The organism is Mesorhizobium sp. CNPSo 4671 (genome assembly GCF_057784245.1).
The window spans coordinates 165,567-184,285 of sequence record NZ_JBWLUW010000012.1 but is presented as its reverse complement, the minus strand read 5'-3'; the positions used below and the strand labels follow the sequence as shown (position 1 = coordinate 184,285).

At 61.6% G+C, this 18,719-nt stretch carries 19 protein-coding genes and 1 tRNA gene; 10 read left to right on the top strand and 10 right to left on the bottom strand.

Annotated features, from left to right (window positions below):
- Positions 1 to 19 precede the first annotated feature (19 nt).
- Positions 20 to 280, top strand: a complete 261-nt coding sequence (locus AC04SF_RS29370; RefSeq protein ID WP_096449651.1) for an acyl carrier protein — start codon at positions 20 to 22, stop codon at positions 278 to 280.
- A gap of 52 nt (positions 281 to 332) precedes the next feature.
- Here AC04SF_RS29370 and AC04SF_RS29365 read toward each other — a convergent pair whose 3' ends face one another.
- A complete protein-coding gene (locus tag AC04SF_RS29365) occupies positions 333 to 1,025 on the bottom strand; it encodes a N5-glutamine methyltransferase family protein (protein WP_488480609.1) in 693 nt (230 codons plus the stop codon).
- A gap of 46 nt (positions 1,026 to 1,071) precedes the next feature.
- Between AC04SF_RS29365 and AC04SF_RS29360 the strand changes: the two genes are divergently transcribed.
- Positions 1,072 to 1,362 carry a hypothetical protein gene (locus AC04SF_RS29360; protein WP_488480608.1) on the top strand — a complete coding sequence of 97 codons (291 nt, stop codon included), beginning with the start codon at positions 1,072 to 1,074 and terminating at the stop codon, positions 1,360 to 1,362.
- 281 nt (positions 1,363 to 1,643) lie between these two features.
- Here the strand turns inward: AC04SF_RS29360 and AC04SF_RS29355 are convergent, their stop codons facing one another.
- From AC04SF_RS29355 to AC04SF_RS29345, 3 genes are all read right to left on the bottom strand, one after another.
- Complete coding sequence (locus tag AC04SF_RS29355) at positions 1,644 to 2,459, bottom strand: oxidoreductase (protein WP_488480607.1); 816 nt, start codon at positions 2,457 to 2,459, stop codon at positions 1,644 to 1,646.
- 70 nt (positions 2,460 to 2,529) lie between these two features.
- Complete coding sequence (gene fabF, locus AC04SF_RS29350) at positions 2,530 to 3,831, bottom strand: beta-ketoacyl-ACP synthase II (protein WP_488480606.1); 1,302 nt, start codon at positions 3,829 to 3,831, stop codon at positions 2,530 to 2,532.
- A 46-nt stretch (positions 3,832 to 3,877) separates the two neighbouring features.
- Positions 3,878 to 4,456, bottom strand: a complete 579-nt coding sequence (locus AC04SF_RS29345) for a TetR/AcrR family transcriptional regulator (protein WP_202353704.1) — start codon at positions 4,454 to 4,456, stop codon at positions 3,878 to 3,880.
- 129 nt (positions 4,457 to 4,585) lie between these two features.
- On the opposite strand from AC04SF_RS29345, the gene AC04SF_RS29340 reads away from it, so the two are divergent.
- The gene (locus AC04SF_RS29340; RefSeq protein WP_488480624.1) at positions 4,586 to 5,650 is read left to right on the top strand and encodes an efflux RND transporter periplasmic adaptor subunit; all 1,065 of its coding nucleotides are present in this window, start codon (positions 4,586 to 4,588) and stop codon (positions 5,648 to 5,650) included.
- Positions 5,650 to 8,778, top strand: a complete 3,129-nt coding sequence (locus AC04SF_RS29335; protein ID WP_488480605.1) for an efflux RND transporter permease subunit — start codon at positions 5,650 to 5,652, stop codon at positions 8,776 to 8,778. The genes AC04SF_RS29340 and AC04SF_RS29335 overlap by 1 nt, the downstream gene beginning before the upstream one ends.
- A 129-nt stretch (positions 8,779 to 8,907) precedes the next feature.
- Here the strand turns inward: AC04SF_RS29335 and AC04SF_RS29330 are convergent.
- Positions 8,908 to 8,984 (bottom strand) — tRNA-Met (locus AC04SF_RS29330).
- Positions 8,985 to 9,225: 241 nt separating this feature from the next.
- Here AC04SF_RS29330 and AC04SF_RS29325 point away from each other — a divergent pair.
- Positions 9,226 to 10,185 (top strand): Gfo/Idh/MocA family protein, encoded by a 960-nt coding sequence (locus tag AC04SF_RS29325; protein WP_096449513.1) that lies wholly within the window; start codon positions 9,226 to 9,228, stop codon positions 10,183 to 10,185.
- Positions 10,186 to 10,263: 78 nt separating this feature from the next.
- Here the strand turns inward: AC04SF_RS29325 and mnmA are convergent, their stop codons facing one another.
- Positions 10,264 to 11,454, bottom strand: a complete 1,191-nt coding sequence (gene mnmA / locus AC04SF_RS29320; RefSeq protein WP_488480604.1) for a tRNA 2-thiouridine(34) synthase MnmA — start codon at positions 11,452 to 11,454, stop codon at positions 10,264 to 10,266.
- 287 nt (positions 11,455 to 11,741) lie between these two features.
- Between mnmA and sciP the strand changes: the two genes are divergently transcribed.
- Positions 11,742 to 12,017, top strand: coding sequence for a CtrA inhibitor SciP (sciP, locus tag AC04SF_RS29315; RefSeq protein WP_006203587.1), 276 nt, complete (start codon positions 11,742 to 11,744; stop codon positions 12,015 to 12,017).
- 71 nt (positions 12,018 to 12,088) lie between these two features.
- Here the strand turns inward: sciP and AC04SF_RS29310 are convergent, their stop codons facing one another.
- On the bottom strand, positions 12,089 to 13,015 hold the full coding sequence (locus AC04SF_RS29310; protein WP_488480603.1) for an NADP-dependent oxidoreductase: 927 nt from the start codon (positions 13,013 to 13,015) through the stop codon (positions 12,089 to 12,091).
- Positions 13,016 to 13,105: 90 nt separating this feature from the next.
- Between AC04SF_RS29310 and AC04SF_RS29305 the strand changes: the two genes are divergently transcribed.
- Positions 13,106 to 13,504, top strand: coding sequence for a winged helix-turn-helix transcriptional regulator (locus tag AC04SF_RS29305; RefSeq protein ID WP_488480602.1), 399 nt, complete (start codon positions 13,106 to 13,108; stop codon positions 13,502 to 13,504).
- 125 nt (positions 13,505 to 13,629) lie between these two features.
- Here the strand turns inward: AC04SF_RS29305 and AC04SF_RS29300 are convergent, their stop codons facing one another.
- Entirely contained in the window at positions 13,630 to 14,007 is a 378-nt protein-coding gene (locus AC04SF_RS29300; protein WP_140705050.1) for a flagellar export protein FliJ, read from the bottom strand.
- 451 nt (positions 14,008 to 14,458) lie between these two features.
- Here AC04SF_RS29300 and ctrA point away from each other — a divergent pair, with 451 nt between their 5' ends.
- Positions 14,459 to 15,154, top strand: a complete 696-nt coding sequence (gene ctrA / locus AC04SF_RS29295) for a response regulator transcription factor CtrA (RefSeq protein ID WP_006203583.1) — start codon at positions 14,459 to 14,461, stop codon at positions 15,152 to 15,154.
- Positions 15,155 to 15,251: 97 nt separating this feature from the next.
- Here ctrA and AC04SF_RS29290 read toward each other — a convergent pair whose 3' ends face one another.
- Together AC04SF_RS29290 and chpT are read right to left on the bottom strand one after the other, a co-directional pair.
- Positions 15,252 to 15,620 carry a response regulator gene (locus AC04SF_RS29290; protein ID WP_488480601.1) on the bottom strand — a complete coding sequence of 123 codons (369 nt, stop codon included), beginning with the start codon at positions 15,618 to 15,620 and terminating at the stop codon, positions 15,252 to 15,254.
- A gap of 225 nt (positions 15,621 to 15,845) precedes the next feature.
- A complete protein-coding gene (chpT, locus tag AC04SF_RS29285) occupies positions 15,846 to 16,475 on the bottom strand; it encodes a histidine phosphotransferase ChpT (protein ID WP_488480600.1) in 630 nt (209 codons plus the stop codon).
- Between the two features lie 389 nt (positions 16,476 to 16,864).
- Between chpT and AC04SF_RS29280 the strand changes: the two genes are divergently transcribed.
- Positions 16,865 to 17,401 carry a DUF1134 domain-containing protein gene (locus tag AC04SF_RS29280; RefSeq protein ID WP_244277619.1) on the top strand — a complete coding sequence of 179 codons (537 nt, stop codon included), beginning with the start codon at positions 16,865 to 16,867 and terminating at the stop codon, positions 17,399 to 17,401.
- A gap of 160 nt (positions 17,402 to 17,561) precedes the next feature.
- Positions 17,562 to 18,710, top strand: a complete 1,149-nt coding sequence (locus AC04SF_RS29275) for a coiled-coil domain-containing protein (RefSeq protein ID WP_488480599.1) — start codon at positions 17,562 to 17,564, stop codon at positions 18,708 to 18,710.
- Positions 18,711 to 18,719 lie beyond the last annotated feature (9 nt).

Below are 18,719 nucleotides of genomic sequence, written 5' to 3'. Positions count from 1 at the left end.
CGCTACGGAGGACGAATTCATGTTGACGACTAAGGACCGAACCTACAGCGAGCAGATCCGCAACTTCCTGGTTTCGAATTTCTACGTGAGCGACGTGAAGGCATTGGTGAACGACACGTCCTTGCTCGATCAAGGCATCGTCGACTCGACGGGAGTGCTCGAGATTATCGGCTTTATCGAGGAGACCTTCGGCATCATCGTCGAAGATAGTGAGCTCTTGCCTGAGAACCTCGATTCCATTCAGGGGATCGAGCAATACATCATCCGCAAGATGAATTGATTGCCGGTGCAAAGCCCAGATCGGTTCCTGGAATTGCGCCGGTTTTCCGCACTCATGCCTGCGCCTTGGCTTGTCCCAGAACCACCCGGCCTTCGCCCGCTTCGTTCGAGACGGCGCGGATGTTCTCATATGCCTTGCTGCGCTCCATCAAGCTCATCACCTGCCGGTCCTGGCCAAGGCCGACCTCGAAGAGCAGGATGCCGCCAGGCCGCAAATATCGCGGCGCGTCTTTGACCACCCGCATATGGATGCTGAGGCCGTAAGGGCCGGCCGCGAACGCTTCCCGCGGCTCGAGCTCGACCAGATGCGCGCGGTCGCCCTCGAGCCGCTTTTCCGAAATGTAAGGCGGATTGCAGACGATCACGTCGATCGTCCCGTCAAGCCCCAGATCGGCGAGAGCGCCGAACAAGTCGCCCTGATGCACCGAAACGCGGTCAGCCATGCCGTGATGAGCAGCGTTACGGCGTGCCACGTCAACGCATCCATCGGTGAGGTCGCTCGCCCAGACGCGCGCGGTGGGGACATGATGGGCGATGGCGCATGCCAGATTGCCAGTGCCGCAGCACATGTCGACGACGCGCGGCGCCGGCAGGTTCATTTGATGCAAGACACCAAGGGCCGTCGTGCCCAGCAACTCCGTCTCCGGCCGGGGGACGAGTGCACCGGGCGCGACGAGCAGCTCAAGTCCCATGAAGGCGGCACGGCCCGTGCCATAGGCGTCGGCGACACTGAACTCTTTGCTCATGGCGAACCCACTCGCTTGATCTTTCCAGTATAGGTGTTCGGCATTCATGCGCCAGCCAAACCTGCTCCGAAGCCATGAATTTATCGAGCCTGTCCAATGCGCCGTCGGCGGACGAATTCAATCAGGAAATGTTCGCATCACCATTGGCCCGGGTGCGCCGTCAGAAGCAGCGATTTTTACGACCGCGCGGGTGTCGTTGGCGCGGCTCATCAGGAGCGGCGACGCTCCTCTGCGGGCCAATGATGCATGGAGCAATCGCATACTCAGCAACATCCTCGTCGCCGTTTTGCCGTCGACCGCGTTCGGCTTCAGCCCGAATGACTCGTGGCAGATATGAGCATCAGCCGTGCAGTGTTGAAATTGTTGAGGATTGTTGTCCGATGCGCTGCCACGGAGGCGCGATTGACTAGCTATTTCAATAACCTATCCAATTTTGGTAGCGGGAGACCGTTACCGCCTTTCCCCCCCAACTCATCAGATCGGCGGTTCCTGCTCCGCTGTCTTCGATGAGGATCCATTTTGAATAGCTCCCTCTACTCAATGTACACGTTGTACACGTTGGCTATCTAGTGCCAGCATCTGGATTCGAAGACCTCGTTTTGTCCGCAGCCGAAATCGTCAGACCGGCAGCCCGAGCTGCTTTCGAAGGCTTTTGTCGAATGCGGACGCGGGGACGAAGCGGCGCAGGAGGCTGACCTGGCGCGCCATTTTGCCCGCCGCATAGCGCTTCTTGGGAGCGGGATCGGTCGCAGCCGCCAAAACGGTCTTGGCTACCACTTCGGGCGCATCGCCTTTTTCCATCGCTTTCCGCAAGGCTACAGTCATGCCAGCGCGCGCGGAATCATAAATATCAAGCAACTGATCGGGGGCGGCGAGATTGTCCTCGAATGACGTACGGGTATAGGCGGGCTCCACCAACGACACGCGAATGCCGAACGGGCGCAATTCGTGATCGAGCGATTCGGAATAACCCTCAATGGCATGTTTGGTCGACGCGTAAAGCGTGAAATAGGGAGCTGGGATTAACCCCTGCACGGAGCTCAAATTGACAATCCTGCCCGTTCCTTGACGCCGCATTGCCGGCAACACCGCGTTGGTCACGCGGAAAGCGCCGAAGACGTTGACGTCGAACAGCGCCTGGGCCTGGGCGGTCGAGGACTCCTCCGCACCTCCAAACAGACCCATGCCGGCATTGTTGACGAGCAGGTCGATGCGCCCGGCCTTGGCCAAAACGTCATCGACCATTTTCGCAACGGACGCGTCGTCGGTCACGTCGCAAGTCAGCATGGTAACGCCGTCGGATTGTTTGGAGGCCGTGCGACGACTGGTTCCGAATACACGATAGCCCGCGCTGAGCAAGGCGTCGGCGGTAGCCCGCCCGATGCCGGAAGATGCCCCTGTCACCAGGGCGACGCCAGGATTGATCTTGTTCATGGAAATCATTTCTTTCTTTGTGTTGGATCGGGATGGCATAAGCACGAGAGGTCGTCGTGAAGGGTGCCAATCATGAGTGCCCCTGGCGCTCGCGTCGGGCCGCCGGGGCGATCCAGCGCCTGAACAAGGCGCTGGCATTCACGCCGCCAAAACCGAAGCCATTGGAGATTGCGTATTCCATCTCCATTGGCCGGGGCTCGTTTGCGACGAAGTCGATGCCGTCGGCGGCCGGATCGGGTGCGCTCAAATTGAGTGTCGGCGGTGCCACCTGGTCCCTGATCGCCAGGATCGAGAAGATGGCACCAAGCCCGCCGGCCGCGCCCAGCAGGTGCCCGGTCGCGGATTTCGTTGCGCTGACAGCTATCGCGAAATCGCGCCCGAATACACTCTTGATCGCTTCGATCTCACCCAGGTCGCCGACTGGCGTGGAGGTCGCATGTGCATTGAGATGACGAACCTCGCTCGGTGAAATCCCTGCTTGCGCAATCGCGATCTCCATGGCCCGGCGCGCACCGCCGCCGTCCTCGGGACCAGAAGTGACGTGATAAGCATCGGCCGTCGTTCCGTAGCCGACGAGCTCGGCGAGCGGTTTTGCGCCGCGCGCCAGCGCGTGGCTCAACGCCTCGATGACCAGCACGCCGGCGCCTTCGCCCATGACGAAGCCGTCCCGCGAAATGTCGAAGGGACGCGAGGCTTGAGCCGGCGCCCAATTGAAGCCGGTTGAAAGGGAGCGTGCGGCAGCAAACCCACCGAGACTGACGGTGTTCATGCATGCTTCCGTGCCCCCGCACACGGCAATATCAGCCTCGTTCGCGCGGATGAGACGGGCGGCGTCGCCGATCGCCTGGATGCCGGCCGCGCACGCTGTCACTGGTGCGCCCAATGGGCCTTTGAAGCCATGACGGATCGAGATGTGGCCCGCTGCGAGGTTCACCAGGAAGGACGGCACCGTGAAGGGCGACAGGCGGCGGGCGCCACGCAGATCGACCGTGCGCACCGCCTCGGTGATGGCGGGGAATCCGCCGACCCCTGAAGCGATAATCGTTGCTGTGCGCAGGCGATCTGTCTCCAAGGCAGGCTTCCATTTCGCCTGTGCAAGCGCCTCTTCCGCCGCCGCCAGCGCAAAGAGAATAAACCGATCTACCCTGCGCTGATCCTTCGCAGCCAGGATGCCATCAGGATCGAAACCAGCGTCCGGATCTTCATCCAAGGAGGGCACCACGCCGCCAATCTTCGCCGGCAGGTCTCCCACCACATCGTCCGGAAGCCTACGGATGCCCGAACGACCGGCCAGCAGACGCGACCATGACGCTTCGACATTGGCAGCTAGGGGCGTGACCGCTCCCATGCCTGTAACAACAATCCGTCGCATCTACTCTCCTATCACTTGGGTGCGCCGACAGCGCTGCCCACCCCGTTCAAGCGGCGACTGCTTCGCGCACCTGATCGGTCGCTGCATCCAGAAAAGCCTGCGCAAGGTCGTGGTCATTGACGACCCGCGAGAGGAGCACCGCGCCGACCATCGTCGAGAGAATGGCCATGGCCTTGCTATTGGACTGCTCGCCATTGGCTTCGGCAATGAAACGGCCGAGGATCTCCAGATGCTCGTTGATGCCTGCTTCGAACGACGCTTTCACGTCCTGGCCCTGTCTGGCGGCATCCGAACCGAGTGCCACGATCGGGCATCCGTCCATCCTTTCTCCGCGATGGCCCATGCTGAGATAGAAGGAGATCACTGCTTCGAGCGGATTCTCAGGGTTTGCTGCAGTTGCGTCCGACCAACGGTGGGTGGCGCTCTCCATCGCCCGCTTGGACGCCTGCGCTGCCAAGTCCTCCTTTGACTCGAATTGCTTGTAAAAGGCGCCCTGCGTCAGTCCTGCACCCTTCATCAGATCCTTGAGGCCAATGCCGTCAAAGCCGCGCTCGCGAAAAAGGCGGCTTGCCACATTGATGACGGTCTCGCGGTTTTCCGCGGCTTGAATTCGGCTCACGCGCATCATCGGTCTCCTTTTCGATTGCGTTCGTAATCTATAATCGATATAGAAGTCGAACGCAATCTAATTTGAGATGGGGCGACGAGCGTGAAAAAGAGAACCGTTATCGTATTGGGATCGACCCTGACGGCGATGTCATGGGTGGCGGCATTCGCCACGTTTGCCACTCCTGCGCAGGAGGCTCCTTTGGTGACCGACCCAAGGCAGGAAGCGCCTTTCGTCAGACTCGTATCGGCAGCGCCGGTGACCGGATCAGAGCGCGGCTTCACCGGCGTCATCGCGGCGAGGGTGCAGAGCAATCTAGGCTTTCGGGTTCCCGGCAAGATCGTGGAACGATTGGTAGACGTCGGTCAGGAGGTCAAAGCCGGCCAGCCGCTGATGCGGATTGACGACACCGATCTGCGCCTTGCGCTTTCGGCGAAACGCAATGCCGTTGACGCAGCGCACGCAACAGTCGTTCAGACGCAGCCGGATGAACGGCGGTACGCCAGCTTGCTCCGCGCCGGTTGGGTTACACCGCAGCGCTACGAGCAGGCGAAGGCTGCGATGGATACAGCCCAAGCGCAACTTGCCGCCGCCGAAGCCGACGCACGGGTCGCCGAGAACGAGGCGGCTTATGCAGTCCTGTTGGCGGACGCGGATGGAACGGTGGTTGAAACGCTTGGCGAGCCGGGGCAGGTCGTCGCTGCGGGCCAGCCCGTGATCCGGACCGCCAAGGCCGGCCCACGCGAAGCGGTTGTCGCGCTTCCCGAAACGATCCGGCCGGCGATAGGCTCGGTAGCCGAGGCCAGCGTGTATGGTGGTGATGAGCGTCGTTATTCAGCGCATCTGCGGCAGCTGTCGGACTCCGCCGATGCCCAGACCCGCACGTATGAGGCGCGCTATGTGCTGGACGGTGAGGCTGCCGCGGCACCGCTTGGCGCGACGGTAACCATTAAGCTCGCAAGCCAGGTGAAACAGCCGGAGGTCCAGGTGCCACTGGGAGCCGTGCTTGATGACGGCCGGAAGACCGGCGTTTGGGTGTTGGACAGCGCCACCTCAACCGTACACTTTCAGCCGGTCCAGCTTGTTCGTGTTACCAGCGAAACCGCCGTGATCTCCGGTTTGAACTCCAACGTTCCCATTGTGTCGCTCGGCGCCCACCTCCTGCAGGAAGGCGTTCGCGTCCGGACCGAGTCCGAAAGCGGGAGCAACTGATGAGCTTCAATCTTTCCGCGATCGCCGTTCGCGACCGCGCCGTCACCCTGTTCTTCATCCTTCTGCTGGTGGCTGCCGGTGCCTACGCCTTCCTCATGCTCGGCCGGGCGGAGGACCCGAATTTCACCATCAAGACCATGACGGTCACGACGGCGTGGCCGGGCGCGACGGCGCAAGAGATGCAGGACCTCGTCGCCGAACCGTTGGAGAAGCGGCTTCAGGAGCTGACCTGGTACGACCGGGTGGAGACGACCACACGGCCAGGTTATGCGTACATGACGCTCACCCTGAAGGACAGCACACCGCCATCCGGCGTGCAGGAGGAGTTCTACCAGGCTCGCAAGAAGCTCGGGGATGAAGCCCCCAACCTGCCGCCCGGCGTCTTTGGCCCTTTCGTGAACGACGAATATTCGGATGTGAGCTTCGCTCTTTATGCGCTGAAGGCCAAAGGCATGCCGATGCGGGAACTGGCGAGGCAGGCGGAGGTGATCCGCCAGGACCTCCTGCACGTGCCCGGCGTCAAAAAGATCAACATCCTTGGTGAACGTCCCGAACAGATATTCGTGGAGTTTTCATACGCCAAGCTGGCAACGCTCGGCGTGTCGGCACAGGACATCGTCGCTGCCTTGCAGCGGCGAAACACGGTCACGCCCGCAGGCTCGATCGACACAATGGGGCCGCGCCTCTTCATTCGGGTCGACGGCGCCTATGACAGCGTTCAGGCGATCGCCGACACGCCGATTGTCGCTGGGGGGCGGACGCTGAAGCTCTCCGACATCGCCGAAGTCAGCCGTGGCTATGAGGACCCTCCCTCATACCTCATCCGAGGCCAGGGCGAGCCCACCATCATGCTCGCGGCGGTTATGCAGGAGGGCTGGGACGGTCGTGCGCTGGGCAAGGCCCTGGAGGACAGGACTGCCGTGATCACACAGACACTGCCGCTCGGCGTGACGCTCGACAAGGTAAGCGACCAGGCCGTCAACATCACCTCGGCGGTCGACGAATTCATGTTGAAGTTCGCGATGGCGCTCGGCGTCGTGCTGCTGATCAGCCTGATCAGCATGGGCTGGCGCGTCGGGACCGTCGTAGCGGCTGCCGTCCCTCTGACGCTCGCCGTCGTGTTCCTCATCATGCTGGAGACCGGCCGGTTCTTCGATCGCATCACGCTCGGCGCCCTCATCCTGGCGCTTGGTCTACTCGTGGACGACGCCATCATCGCCATCGAGGTGATGGTGGTGAAGATGGAAGAGGGTATGGACCGCATCAAGGCGGCGGCCTATGCATGGAGCCACACTGCTGCGCCGATGCTATCGGGAACACTGGTGACGATCGCCGGCTTCGTGCCGGTGGGATTTGCGCGATCGACGGCCGGCGAATACGCCGGCAACATCTTCTGGGTCGTGGGGTTCGCCCTCATCGTCTCATGGATCGTCGCGGTGGTTTTTACACCCTATCTCGGTGTCAAGATGCTGCCCGCGATCAAACCGGTCGAAGGCGGTCACCACGCTATTTACGACACGCGTAATTATCGACGTTTGCGACGGGCCATCACATTTGCCGTGCGCCATAGGTTTGTAACCTGCGGTATTGTTGGCATCGCCTTCGCGCTTTCAGTCGTCGGTATGGCCGGCGTCAAACAGCAGTTCTTTCCAACATCCGACCGTCCCGAGGTGTTGGTGGAGGTTCGCCTGCCGGAAGGTGGTAGCATCGAGACAACGACCGCAGCCGTCGAGAAGCTCGAAAATTGGCTGGACAGCCAGCCCGAGGCCAAGATCGTCACGAGCTATGTCGGTCAGGGCGCTCCGCGCTTCTTCTTCGCAATGGCCCCGGAGCTTCCTGATCCCGCCTTCGCCAAGATCGTCGTGCTAACCCCGGACGCCGAGGCGCGTGAGGCGTTGAAGAACCGGCTCCGAGAGGCGGTGGCGCAGGGTCTTGCACCCGAGGCGTATGTCCGCGTTACGCAGCTCGTGTTCGGCCCCTACACGCCATTCCCAGTCGAGTTCCGGGTCATGGGACCCGATTCCAAGCAACTCTACAGCATTTCCGAAAAGGCCCTCGACATCATGCGGAGCGTTCCGGATGTGCGGCAAGCCAACCGCGACTGGGGCAATCGCACGCCCGTGCTTCGCTTCGTCCCGGATCAGGATCGGCTGAACCTCATCGGCCTCTCGCCGGCGGAGGTGGCACAGCAACTGCAATTCCTTCTCACCGGCATCCCCGTTACGCAGGTTCGCGAGGACATCCGCAACGTCCCCATCGTGGCGCGCAGCGCCGGCGGCGAGCGGCTGGATCCGGCGCGTCTGGCGGATTTCTCACTCGTGAGTCGAGACGGCCGCTCGATTCCGCTCGACCAGATCGGGCATTCGGAAATCCGTCAGGAGGAGCCAATCCTGAAGCGGCGCGACCGCACGCCCGTTGTCACGATCCGCGCGGACATCAATGAGGCGACCCAGCCTCCGGAGGTCTCCAAGCAGATCATGAAGGCCCTTCAGCCGCTGATTGCGTCCCTTCCGGTCGGCTATCGCATCGAAATGGGCGGATCAATCGAAGAGGCTGAAAAGGCCAACACCGCGCTAGCTAAAGTTTTCCCGGCTATGATAGCCGCCATGTTGATCGTCATCATGCTGCAGGTGCGATCCTTCTCAACGATGTTCATGGTCATGCTGACGGCACCGCTTGGCCTTGTCGGCGTCGTACCGATGCTGCTCACCTTTCACCAGCCCTTCGGGTTCAACGCCATTCTGGGCATGATAGGACTGGCTGGCATCCTGATGCGCAACACGCTGATCCTGACCGAACAGATCAAGGAGAACCGTGCTGCCGGCATTGATGACTATCACGCTGTCATCGAGGCCACGGTGCAGCGTACACGGCCCGTCATTTTGACCGCGCTTGCTGCCGTGCTCGCCTTCATCCCCCTCACACACTCCGTATTCTGGGGTTCAATGGCCTATACGCTGATCGGCGGAACGGCGGCCGGCACGGTGTTGATCCTGCTCTTCCTTCCCGCGCTCTACACCGCGTGGTTCCGGATCAAGCCGACTGCGGATGAGGTCCCGACTGCGGATGAAATCCATGAGGTTTCGACGGAGGAACTGGAAATGCGACCAGTTATGGCTGCTGAGTAGGGCACTGTTGCCGAGCCTCGTTTGTCTGCACGGGGCGACTGGCGGGTTCGTGTGCCGATGCTAGTGAGAGCAATCAGCATGGCTAACGGTAGCAGATGCCCACGTAACCAATTGATCTTATTGACCAAATGGTAGCGGGAGAGGGACTTGAACCCCCGACCCCAGGATTATGATTCCCGTGCTCTAACCAACTGAGCTACCCCGCCAGGGCGGCGAAAGGCCCGAAATCCGCCTTAAATCGAAAGGCATTTCGAGGCGTTCGCCAAGGTCGCGCGGATATAAGGTTGGGAGGGCGAGCCTGTCAAGCTTCGATGCATTCCATATCGCCGCATATTCTCATTGCCGAAAAAAGCTTTGCCGCGCCGACATTTGGTTACATCCGCCGGGGTTGAGTTCGAACGGGCACGTCGCTATGTCTCGGCCACGAGTTTTTAGAGTTTGAAACAGATGAAGCCGCGCATTGCAGTCCTCGGTTGCGGATACTGGGGCAGCAACCACATCCGCACCCTCAAGGCGCTCGGCGCGCTGTACGCGGTTTCCGACGCCAACCGGGCGCGAGCCGAAGGCTTTGCCAGCGAACAAGATTGTCTGGCGATCGAGCCCGACCAGCTGTTCGTGCGTGACGATATCGACGCCATCGTCATGGCCTTGCCGCCGCAGTTCCATGCCGACCTTGCCGTGCGCGCCGCCAAGAGCGGCAAAGACGTGCTGGTCGAAAAGCCGATCGCGCTGACGGTGCCGGATGCCGAGCGCGCGGTGCAGGCGGCCAAGGACAATGGCCGCGTCTTCATGGTCGGCCATGTCCTGCGTTTCCATCCCGCCTTCGAGACGCTGAAGGGGCTGATCGACAATGGCGAGCTCGGCGAGGTCCGCTACATCCACTCGCACCGGCTTGGCCTTGGCAAGTTTCACACCGAGAACGATGCGTTGTGGGATCTGGCGCCGCACGATCTGTCGATGATCCTGGCGATCACCGGCACCGAGCCGATCGAGGTGCGCGGCGAGGGGGCGGCACTCCTCGACAACCTCAGCGACTTCGCGCATCTGCACATGCGCTTTCCCAACGGCCTGCGCAGCCATCTTTTCACCTCGCGGCTCAATCCCTACCGCGAACGGCGCCTGACCGTGGTCGGCACCAAGGCGATGGCGGTGTTCGACGATGTCGAGCCATGGGAGCGCAAGCTTGCCGTCTACCGCCACGCGGTCTGGCAGGACAGCGGCCAATGGGCGTTCACCACCAACGAGCCGTCCTATGTCGCGGTGGCGCAAGGCATGCCGCTGACGCGCGAGCTGGAGCATTTCATCCACTGCATCGAGACGCGCGCCGAACCGCGCACCAGCGGCGAGGAGGCGATCAGGGTCCTGCGCATCCTGACGGCGGGCACGGTCACCCACACGAAGTCCTGAGACCGTTTGGAAATTCTACTCCGGCGGCCATCTGACTCACCGGAGCGAATTTCGAAACGGCCTCTGGAGAGTGGTGTTTTACTCAGCGGGAATTTGCGCCGGTCTGGCCGCAAGCTTCGTCAGCATGGCCTCGGCCTCGGCGCCGCGCTCGGAGCGCTCGATGAAGCCGCCGCCGAAGACGCGCGCTTCGTTGCCGTCGTCGGAATAGAGCACGCAGGCCTGGCCGGGCGCGATGCCGGATTCGCCGTCGGCGAGTTCGACCGACGTCACGCCTGCGATATGGCGCAGCACCGCCGGCCGCGGCGGCCTGGTCGAGCGCACCTTGGCGAACAGTTCGAGGCCGGCTTCGGGAATGTCGCCGAGCGGCCCGTCGCCAAGCCAGTTCATGTTGCGCAGATAGATCTTGTGCGTCTCCAGCGCCTCGCGCGGGCCGACGACGACGCGGGCCCGCTCGGCATCGAGATGGACGACATAGAGCGGCTCGCCCGACGCGATGCCGATGCCGCGGCGCTGGCCGATCGTGTAGCGCAATATGCCTTCATGGCGGCCAAGCACGCGGCCGTCGATATGGACGATGTCGCCCGGATTGGCTGCGGCCGGCTTCAGCTTGGCGATGATGTCGGAATATTTGCCCTGCGGCACGAAGCAGATGTCCTGGCTGTCCTGCTTGGCCGCCACCGTCAGCCCCATCTCCTCGGCTATGGCGCGAACCTGCGGCTTCGACAGGCCGCCCAGGGGAAAGCGCAGATAGTCGATCTGCGCCTGCGTGGTGGCAAACAGGAAATAGCTCTGGTCGCGGTCGGCATCGACCGGCCGGTAGAGCGCGCGGTGGGCGCCGTTGGCGCCGGAGCGGATGTAGTGGCCGGTGGCGAGCGCGTCGGCGCCGAGTTCCTTAGCGGTGGCCAGAAGATCGGCGAACTTCACAGTCTGGTTGCAGGAGACGCAAGGGATCGGAGTCTCGCCGGCGACATAGCTCTCGGCGAAGGGGTCGATGACCGCCTTGCGGAAGCGCTCCTCGTAATCGAGCACATAGTGGGGAATGCCAAGCGTCTCGGAGACGCGGCGGGCATCGTCGATGTCCTGTCCGGCGCAGCATGAACCGGCCCGGTGCGTGGCCGCGCCGTGATCGTAGAGCTGCAAGGTGACGCCGACGACATCATAGCCTTCGCGTTTCAACAGGCCGGCGACCACGGACGAGTCCACGCCGCCCGACATGGCGACGACAATGCGGGTGTTTTCGGGACGTCCGGGAAGGTCGAGACTGTTCATGATGCTTTCATTCTGCGCGGCATCTGAATGCCAATGTCGAGAATATAGGTCAAGGTTTCCGGCGACGCCAGCTTGGAAGGCAATCGACGGGTTGCGGCAAATCCGCGATCGGCCGGATTTTTCCCAGCCGATTCAAGGCTTCCAGCGCGATGTTTCAAATGCCTGCGAAAAGACTAACGCGCCGTTCACGATCCTTACCTAGTCATTAGGGTCTGCTTAGGCAATTTTTAAAGCTGTGGCGGTAACGTGGCGGGGATTGGGTCTTTGAGTTTTTTGTAGAGAGTACGATGACCGATCTGGTTAGACCTAGAGTCAAGTATGTTATTGGGCCTGACGGCAGCCCTCTTACGATTGCCGATCTGCCGCCGACCAACACGCGTCGCTGGGTCATCCGGCGCAAGGCGGAAGTGGTTGCGGCGGTGCGCGGCGGGCTTTTGAGCCTTGAGGAGGCATGCCAGCGCTACAAGCTGACCACCGAGGAATTCCTGTCCTGGCAGGCGTCGATCGACGAATATGGCCTTGCCGGGCTGCGCACCACGCGCATCCAGCAATACCGGCACTAGAGCCGGCCTGAACACGATCAAAGGGCGCGGCACTCCGCGCCCTTTTGTTTTGGACCTGATCCTTCCCAAGCTCAGACCGTCAGCGCCACCTTGCCGATCGGCTTGGTGGCGAGAAAGGCGTGGGCGGCACCGGCCTCTTCGAGCGGGAAGCTCTTGGCGACATGAACGGTGAGCTTGTTCGCATCAATCAACCGGCCAAGCTCCACCAGGCCTTCACGGTCCGGCACGACCGACATGCGCTCGACCCGGATGTGACGGGCGCTGGCCAGCGCCCTGGTGGTGTCGTTCAGGTTCAGCAAGGACACCAGCACGCCGCCATTCCTGATGACCTTCAGCGAGCGTTCGGCGTGCTCGCCGCCCATTGGGTCCAGCACCAGATCGATGTCGCTGATCCGGCTGGTGAAATCGCCCTGGGTGTAGTCGATGACCTCGTCGGCGCCGAGCTTGCGAACGAAATCGAGCTTGTTCGGGCTGGCGGTGGCGATGACGTAAGCGCCGCGCGCCTTGGCGACCTGCACCGCCAGATGGCCGACGCCGCCGGCCGCCGCATGCACCAGCACACGCTGGCCCGATTTCAATGCGCCATGGCGAACAAGGCCCTGCCAGGCGGTCAGACCGGCCAGCGGCAATGCACCCGCCTGGATGTGGTCCGCCGCCTTCGGCTTCAGCGCGATCTCGTCGGCCGGCACCGCGGCGAATTCCGCGTAGGCCGCCGCCTGCTTGGGGAAGCGCGGCATGCCGAACACTTCGTCGCCGACCTTGAGGCCGGTCACGCCGGCGCCGAGCGCCTCGACGGTTCCTGAAATATCCCAGCCAAGGGTGAAGGGCGGCTCGCCAAGCAGCGGATAGTAACCGCCGCGCACGGCGCCATCGACCGGATTGATGCCGGCTGCCTTGACGCGGACCAGCACTTCGCCGGCCTTGGGCGAGGGAGCGGGCTGGTTGGCAATAATTAGCACGTCGGGACCGCCGACGGTATTTTGGGTAACGGCACGCATGGGGATCTCTCCTGCTTGGTTGGTGCCGCTATCATTTGGATAGTAATATTTCCTTGTCCAGTATGTACCTCTTTGATATATAGGTACCCCATGGATAGTGACTTCAACTCGCCTTTTGGCTATGACGCCTTCCGGCGGACATGTGCTTCACACACCGTGCTGGAGATGCTGGCCAGCAAATGGGTCTACCTGGTGGTTTGCGCGCTGCGCAAAGGCCGGCTGCGCAATGGCGAGCTTGCCCGCAAGCTCGAAGGCATCACGCCCAAGATGCTGACGCAGACATTGCGTGTGCTGGAGCGTGACGGTCTGGTGCGGCGTGAGATCTTCCCGGTCATTCCGCCGCGCGTTGAATACGAATTGACCGAGCTCGGCCAGAACCTGGCGGGATTGCTCACCCAGATCCGGGTATGGGCGGAGCAGCACGCGCCTGATATCAAGGATGCACGTGCCAGGCCGACTGCCGCAAATGAAGGGGATTGGGCCGCTTAGACCGGTGATCTCCGCGGCAATTCAGGCGGAGCCGGTTTGAGGCTATGGCCAGCAAGGTGCTTTTCCTGGAATTGCTCCAGATGCGCGCCGGCGCGGACACGCCGACGATGCGGATCTCGGCCGGTTCAGCCGATCATGGCGCTGCGGCCGCCGGTTTCGGCTTCGCGAATCTTGGTGTCACGCGATTCCAGCATTTCAGCCTTGGAAAGCTCCGCTTCAGCTTCGCCGAGTAATGATTCGGCAGCGCTTCGCTGTTGGGCGAGGTCGCCTTGTGAATTTCTGAGGTTGTCGCGGCGCAAGCGTGCCGCCTTGGCGAAGGTCGGATAGGCGAAATGATTGATGTCGGTGATGCCGGCTTTCTTTTCCTCGGCGGTGATCTGCAGCTCCAGTTCGACGGCCATGCGTTCGAACTCGGCGATCATCATGTCGAGTTGCAGCAGCTGCCGCCGCTTCTCATTCACCTGAAACTGTTTCAGCCGAACGAGGTTTTCACGTGACTTCATGATTCGGTACTCCCGGAAACGCACACTCGCACATATCGTCCAAACCACCTGGAAAGGCCCAGGCGCTGCCCATGTCCACCGGCATCTCCCGAACTATGGGAAACAAAACCCTAAAGTTTTTTGCCGGCGGTAACCATTCGTTTACGGGCATTGTTAATCATACGGGTCAGGACTTAAGGCCGGGTAAAAATTCCGGTCGCCGATTCGGAAGCGCGTCGATGAGTCCCTGGAGTCGCTTAGTCCAGGTTGTTAATGTGTTGCATTAGGAATTTGGGTCTGTGATTCGTTATTAGATTCAAGAGGGTGTAGAAAGGGGTTAAAAAATCTGGTACCGTCATGGACGGGAAATTAGGTTTTGTTAACCATTCGATGGCAGCCTCTGCACAAGGCAACCACTGCTCCGGATCCGGACGGGTCGTAAGATGGTCCGGCAGCAGAAAAGGGGAATTAAATGCGTGTTCTGCTGATAGAAGATGACAGTGCAACCGCACAAAGCATCGAACTGATGCTGAAATCGGAAAGTTTCAACGTCTATACGACGGACCTCGGCGAAGAGGGTGTCGATCTAGGCAAACTCTACGACTACGACATCATCCTTCTCGATCTCAACCTGCCCGACATGTCCGGCTACGAGGTGTTGAGAACGCTTCGCCTCTCCAAGGTAAAGACGCCCATCCTCATCCTCTCCGGCATGGCCGGCATCGAGGACAAGGTGCGCGGCCTCGGCTTCGGCGCCGATGACTATATGACCAAGCCGTTCCACAAGGACGAGCTGGTGGCGCGCATCCATGCCATCGTGCGGCGCTCCAAGGGCCACGCCCAGTCGGTCATCACCACCGGTGACCTGGTGGTCAACCTCGACGCCAAGACCGTTGAAGTCGGCGGCCAGCGCGTGCATCTCACCGGCAAGGAATACCAGATGCTGGAGCTGCTCTCGCTGCGCAAGGGCACCACGCTCACCAAGGAAATGTTCCTCAACCACCTCTATGGCGGCATGGACGAGCCGGAACTGAAGATCATCGACGTCTTCATCTGCAAGCTGCGCAAGAAGCTCGACGCCGCGTCCGGTGGCCAGAACTACATCGAGACGGTCTGGGGCCGCGGCTACGTGCTGCGCGAACCGGAAGACATTCGCGTCAGCGCTTGAGCGGCGAGCGCGGTCCAAATTATTGCCATCTCAGACAAAAACCCGGCTTCGGCCGGGTTTTTGCGTTATGGACCAGCAATAAGAGTGGGCCGCCCTCTCAGGCGGCGATTTTCAACTTGCGAAAGCGCTCGAGCAGCTGCGGGCGATTGAATGGCTTCAGGAGATAGCCCTGGGCACCGGCGCGCTTGGCCCGCATGATCGAGGCGATGTCGAGTTCGACGAGCGAGATCAGGATCTGCGGCTTTATCGGGCTTTCCATGGCGCGCACGCGGCGGATGAGGTCAACCGCCGGCACGTCCGGCAGGGCGCCGTCGACGACGATGATGTCGGGCATGTCGGCGGAGCACATCTCCAGTGCGTCAAGCCCGCTGGCAGCTTCGATGACCACCATGTCGGAACCGCCCAGGATGCGTTTTGCAACCTTCCTGATGACGCTTGAGTCGTCGACGAACATACAGCGTTTCATTTCCGGGTCCTCTTTGCCCTGGGGCAATCCGGTCGTGCGGGGCATCTGCTGAGCACCCTAGACCGATCTGGTAAAGAACCCGAAAAGCCTTTAGGTAAAATTTTTGGAAAGATGCCGCCGAAGAGGCTTTTCTTCGCGAATGCTTCGCTGCCGCTGCCAATCGAGCCGTCACGGCAATATTACGCCGCTGAAATACTTTGTTCTCCCGACAAGCCGGCCTGACGCTCAGACTGCCGAAAGCACGATTTCTTCCGCCGTTGCATGGATCGATATCGTCATGCCGGCCTCGCGGGCAAGAAGCAGCGTGTAGTAGGGCTGCACCGAATGCGCGTCGATCGGCTCTTCCGGCTTGTGACCGGAATGCAGTTCGAGGAACTTCGGCGGCACGCGCAGCATCGGGCCGCTCGCCGAAATTGAAATGCGCGGCTCGGTTTCGAGATTCTCGAGGGTGACGACCAGCTTGCCACCGCGCGGAATGGCGGCATTGCCGACCAGGATCAGGTTGAGCAACAGCTTGACCTTGTTCTTGGGCAGCAGCGCGCGCGCCCCGTTCCAGGTCAGTTCCGGCTTTTCATTCTTGAGGAAGGCGATGGCCACCGCCTCGGCGTCGCCAGTGTCGATCAGCATGCCGGCGGAGCCTGCCGCGCCAAAGGCGATGCGGGCGAACTGCAGCCGGGCCGAGGCGTTCTTGGCGCTCTGGCGGATGAGCCGCATGGCGTCTTCGTCGGCGCCGCCCTCGTCAAGCAGTTCGAGCCCGTTGTTGATCGCACCGACCGGCGAGATGATGTCGTGGCAGACGCGGCTGCACAGAAGCGCCGCCAGGTCAGGCGCGGAAAGGGTGAACAGATCGGCCATCGGTGAAAATCCCTGCAAAATTCCACAATTCCTGGCCGAGCGATTGATCGTCGCGCCTGCCCACACGAATCACGCTTCAACCCGAGGCTCTCTGAATACACAGCACTCGTATGTACAGCAACAAATCCGAAATTGTCGTCGGGGCAAATGGCGCGTTTGCGCGGGCTTTCAGCGCCGCGCGACCCCAAAAGCCAGCCTTTGAACCGCCATCTTCCTGTGAGAGTTAATGGTTGAAAAAGGATTACGGCATAGTTTGCCCCTAACAGTCATCCTTAACGGCCGCCTAAAGAGCCGGACCGGATGCGAGGCGTCGGCGAAAGTGCTCCATGACGGAGATTGGAAGCATGTTTTCCCGATTTTATGACCGGAGCTTTCTCCGCGTCCTCTCAATGGCGATCACGCTGATGGGCGTTCTCGTCTTCTCGACTTCAGCCCTGCGAGCCCAGGAATACACCGCTCAGGAGATTATCGATTCCGGTCACAAGTTCTTCGGCGCGACGTCGGGTGGTCTCGCCACCGTCGTCGAGAAGATCTTCGCCTCTTACGGCTTGCCCAATGGCTATCTGCTCGGTGAGGAGGGGTCGGGCGCGCTGATCGGCGGCCTGACCTACGGCGAAGGCACGCTCTACACCAAGAATGCCGGCGACCACAAAGTGTTCTGGCAAGGCCCGTCGCTGGGCTGGGATTTCGGCGGCGAGGGGTCCCGGGTGATGATGCTGGTCTACAATCTCGACGATGTCAGCAACCTCTACAACCGCTATGGCGGCGTCGCCGGTTCGGCCTATGTGGTGGCCGGCGTCGGCTTCAATGTGCTGAAGAACAACAATGTACTTCTGGTGCCGATCCGCACCGGCGTCGGCGCCCGGCTCGGCGTCAATCTCGGCTATCTGAAGCTGACCGAGCGGGCGACGTGGAATCCGTTCTAAAGTCCAATCCGCCATGACCGCAACGCCGAGTTTTCCATGAGATTTGTAGGCCTGTGACCCCCAATGCGCTGTGGCAAGCTCTTGCCGCAGCGCCGGATTTCCGCCATGCCAGTGTGATGCGGTCCAGTTCCGGCGGTTGCCGCCGATAGCGGGTAGTCCTTTGGTTCAGTCGGTCCTGTTCTTTGCCCTCGGCTTTCTGTGTGCCGGCTTTCTGGCGCTGATCGTGGCTCCGGCCGTCTGGCGGCGTGCCGTCGCGTTGACCCGCAGGCGCATCGAGGCTTCTATCCCGTTGACGCAGGCCGAGATCCAGGCCGACAAGGACCGCGTCCGGGCCGAGTACGCCATGGCGACGCGCCGCCTCGAAATGAACGTCAAGGCGCTGCGCGAGAAAGCGGCCGAACAGCTCGTCGAGATCAATCGTGGCCGCGAGGCGTTGAAGGGGTTGGCGATCGAACGCACGGACAAGAACCACGCGCTCGCCGAACTCGGCGCCAAGAGCGAGGCGCTGCGGCAGCGCGAAGAGGAACTGCACCGGCTTTCGGAGCGGCTCAAGGAAACCGAACGCAAGCTGGAGAAGCGGGCGCTCGAGCTCGAAAAGCTGGAGCATATGTACGACGATGCCAGTTTCTCCTCCTCCAGCCGGCAGATCGAGCTTGTGGCGCGCGAATCTGAATTGCAGAAGCTAGCCAGCGACATCTCGCTGCTGCGCGGCCAGCGCAAGGAAGCGGATCGGCGCCAGCAGGAGATCGCGGCCGAAAGCAGGGCCGCGCGCGATGCGCTGAAGGCGGAGAAGAAAAGGGCGGCCGAACTCGACAAGAAGGTCGAACGGCTGCTGGCAACGCTCGCCGACCGCGAGGACAAGCTCGACCGCCGTGAAAAGGAGCTGGCGCGGCTGCGCGAAAAGGCGAAGGCCGAGGATGGTGGATCGGCCTTGCGGCTGGTCGGCAAGCCGGATGAAGCCGGGCAAGACGAGGCCAAGAGGCGCGATGATCTGGACCAGGTGATCGCCAAGCTTGATAGCGATCGCGAGCGGCTGGAGGCCAGGCTGACGGCACTGGCGCGCGAGAACAAGCGGCTCAAGGCGGATCTCGGCGCGGTTGCATCGCCGGGCTCGGCGAATGGCAGTGCCGCGTTGCGCGAGCAGATGAACGAGCTGGCGGCTGAAGTCGTCCACCTGACGGCCAAGCTCGAGGGACCTGATTCACCGATCGCCAAGGCGCTGGCGGCACCACAGGAAAGGCGATCCGGCGGCGGCGACCGCAGCCTCGCCGACCGCGTGCGGGCTTTGCAGAAGGCGGCCGCGAACTGAAGCGGCGGT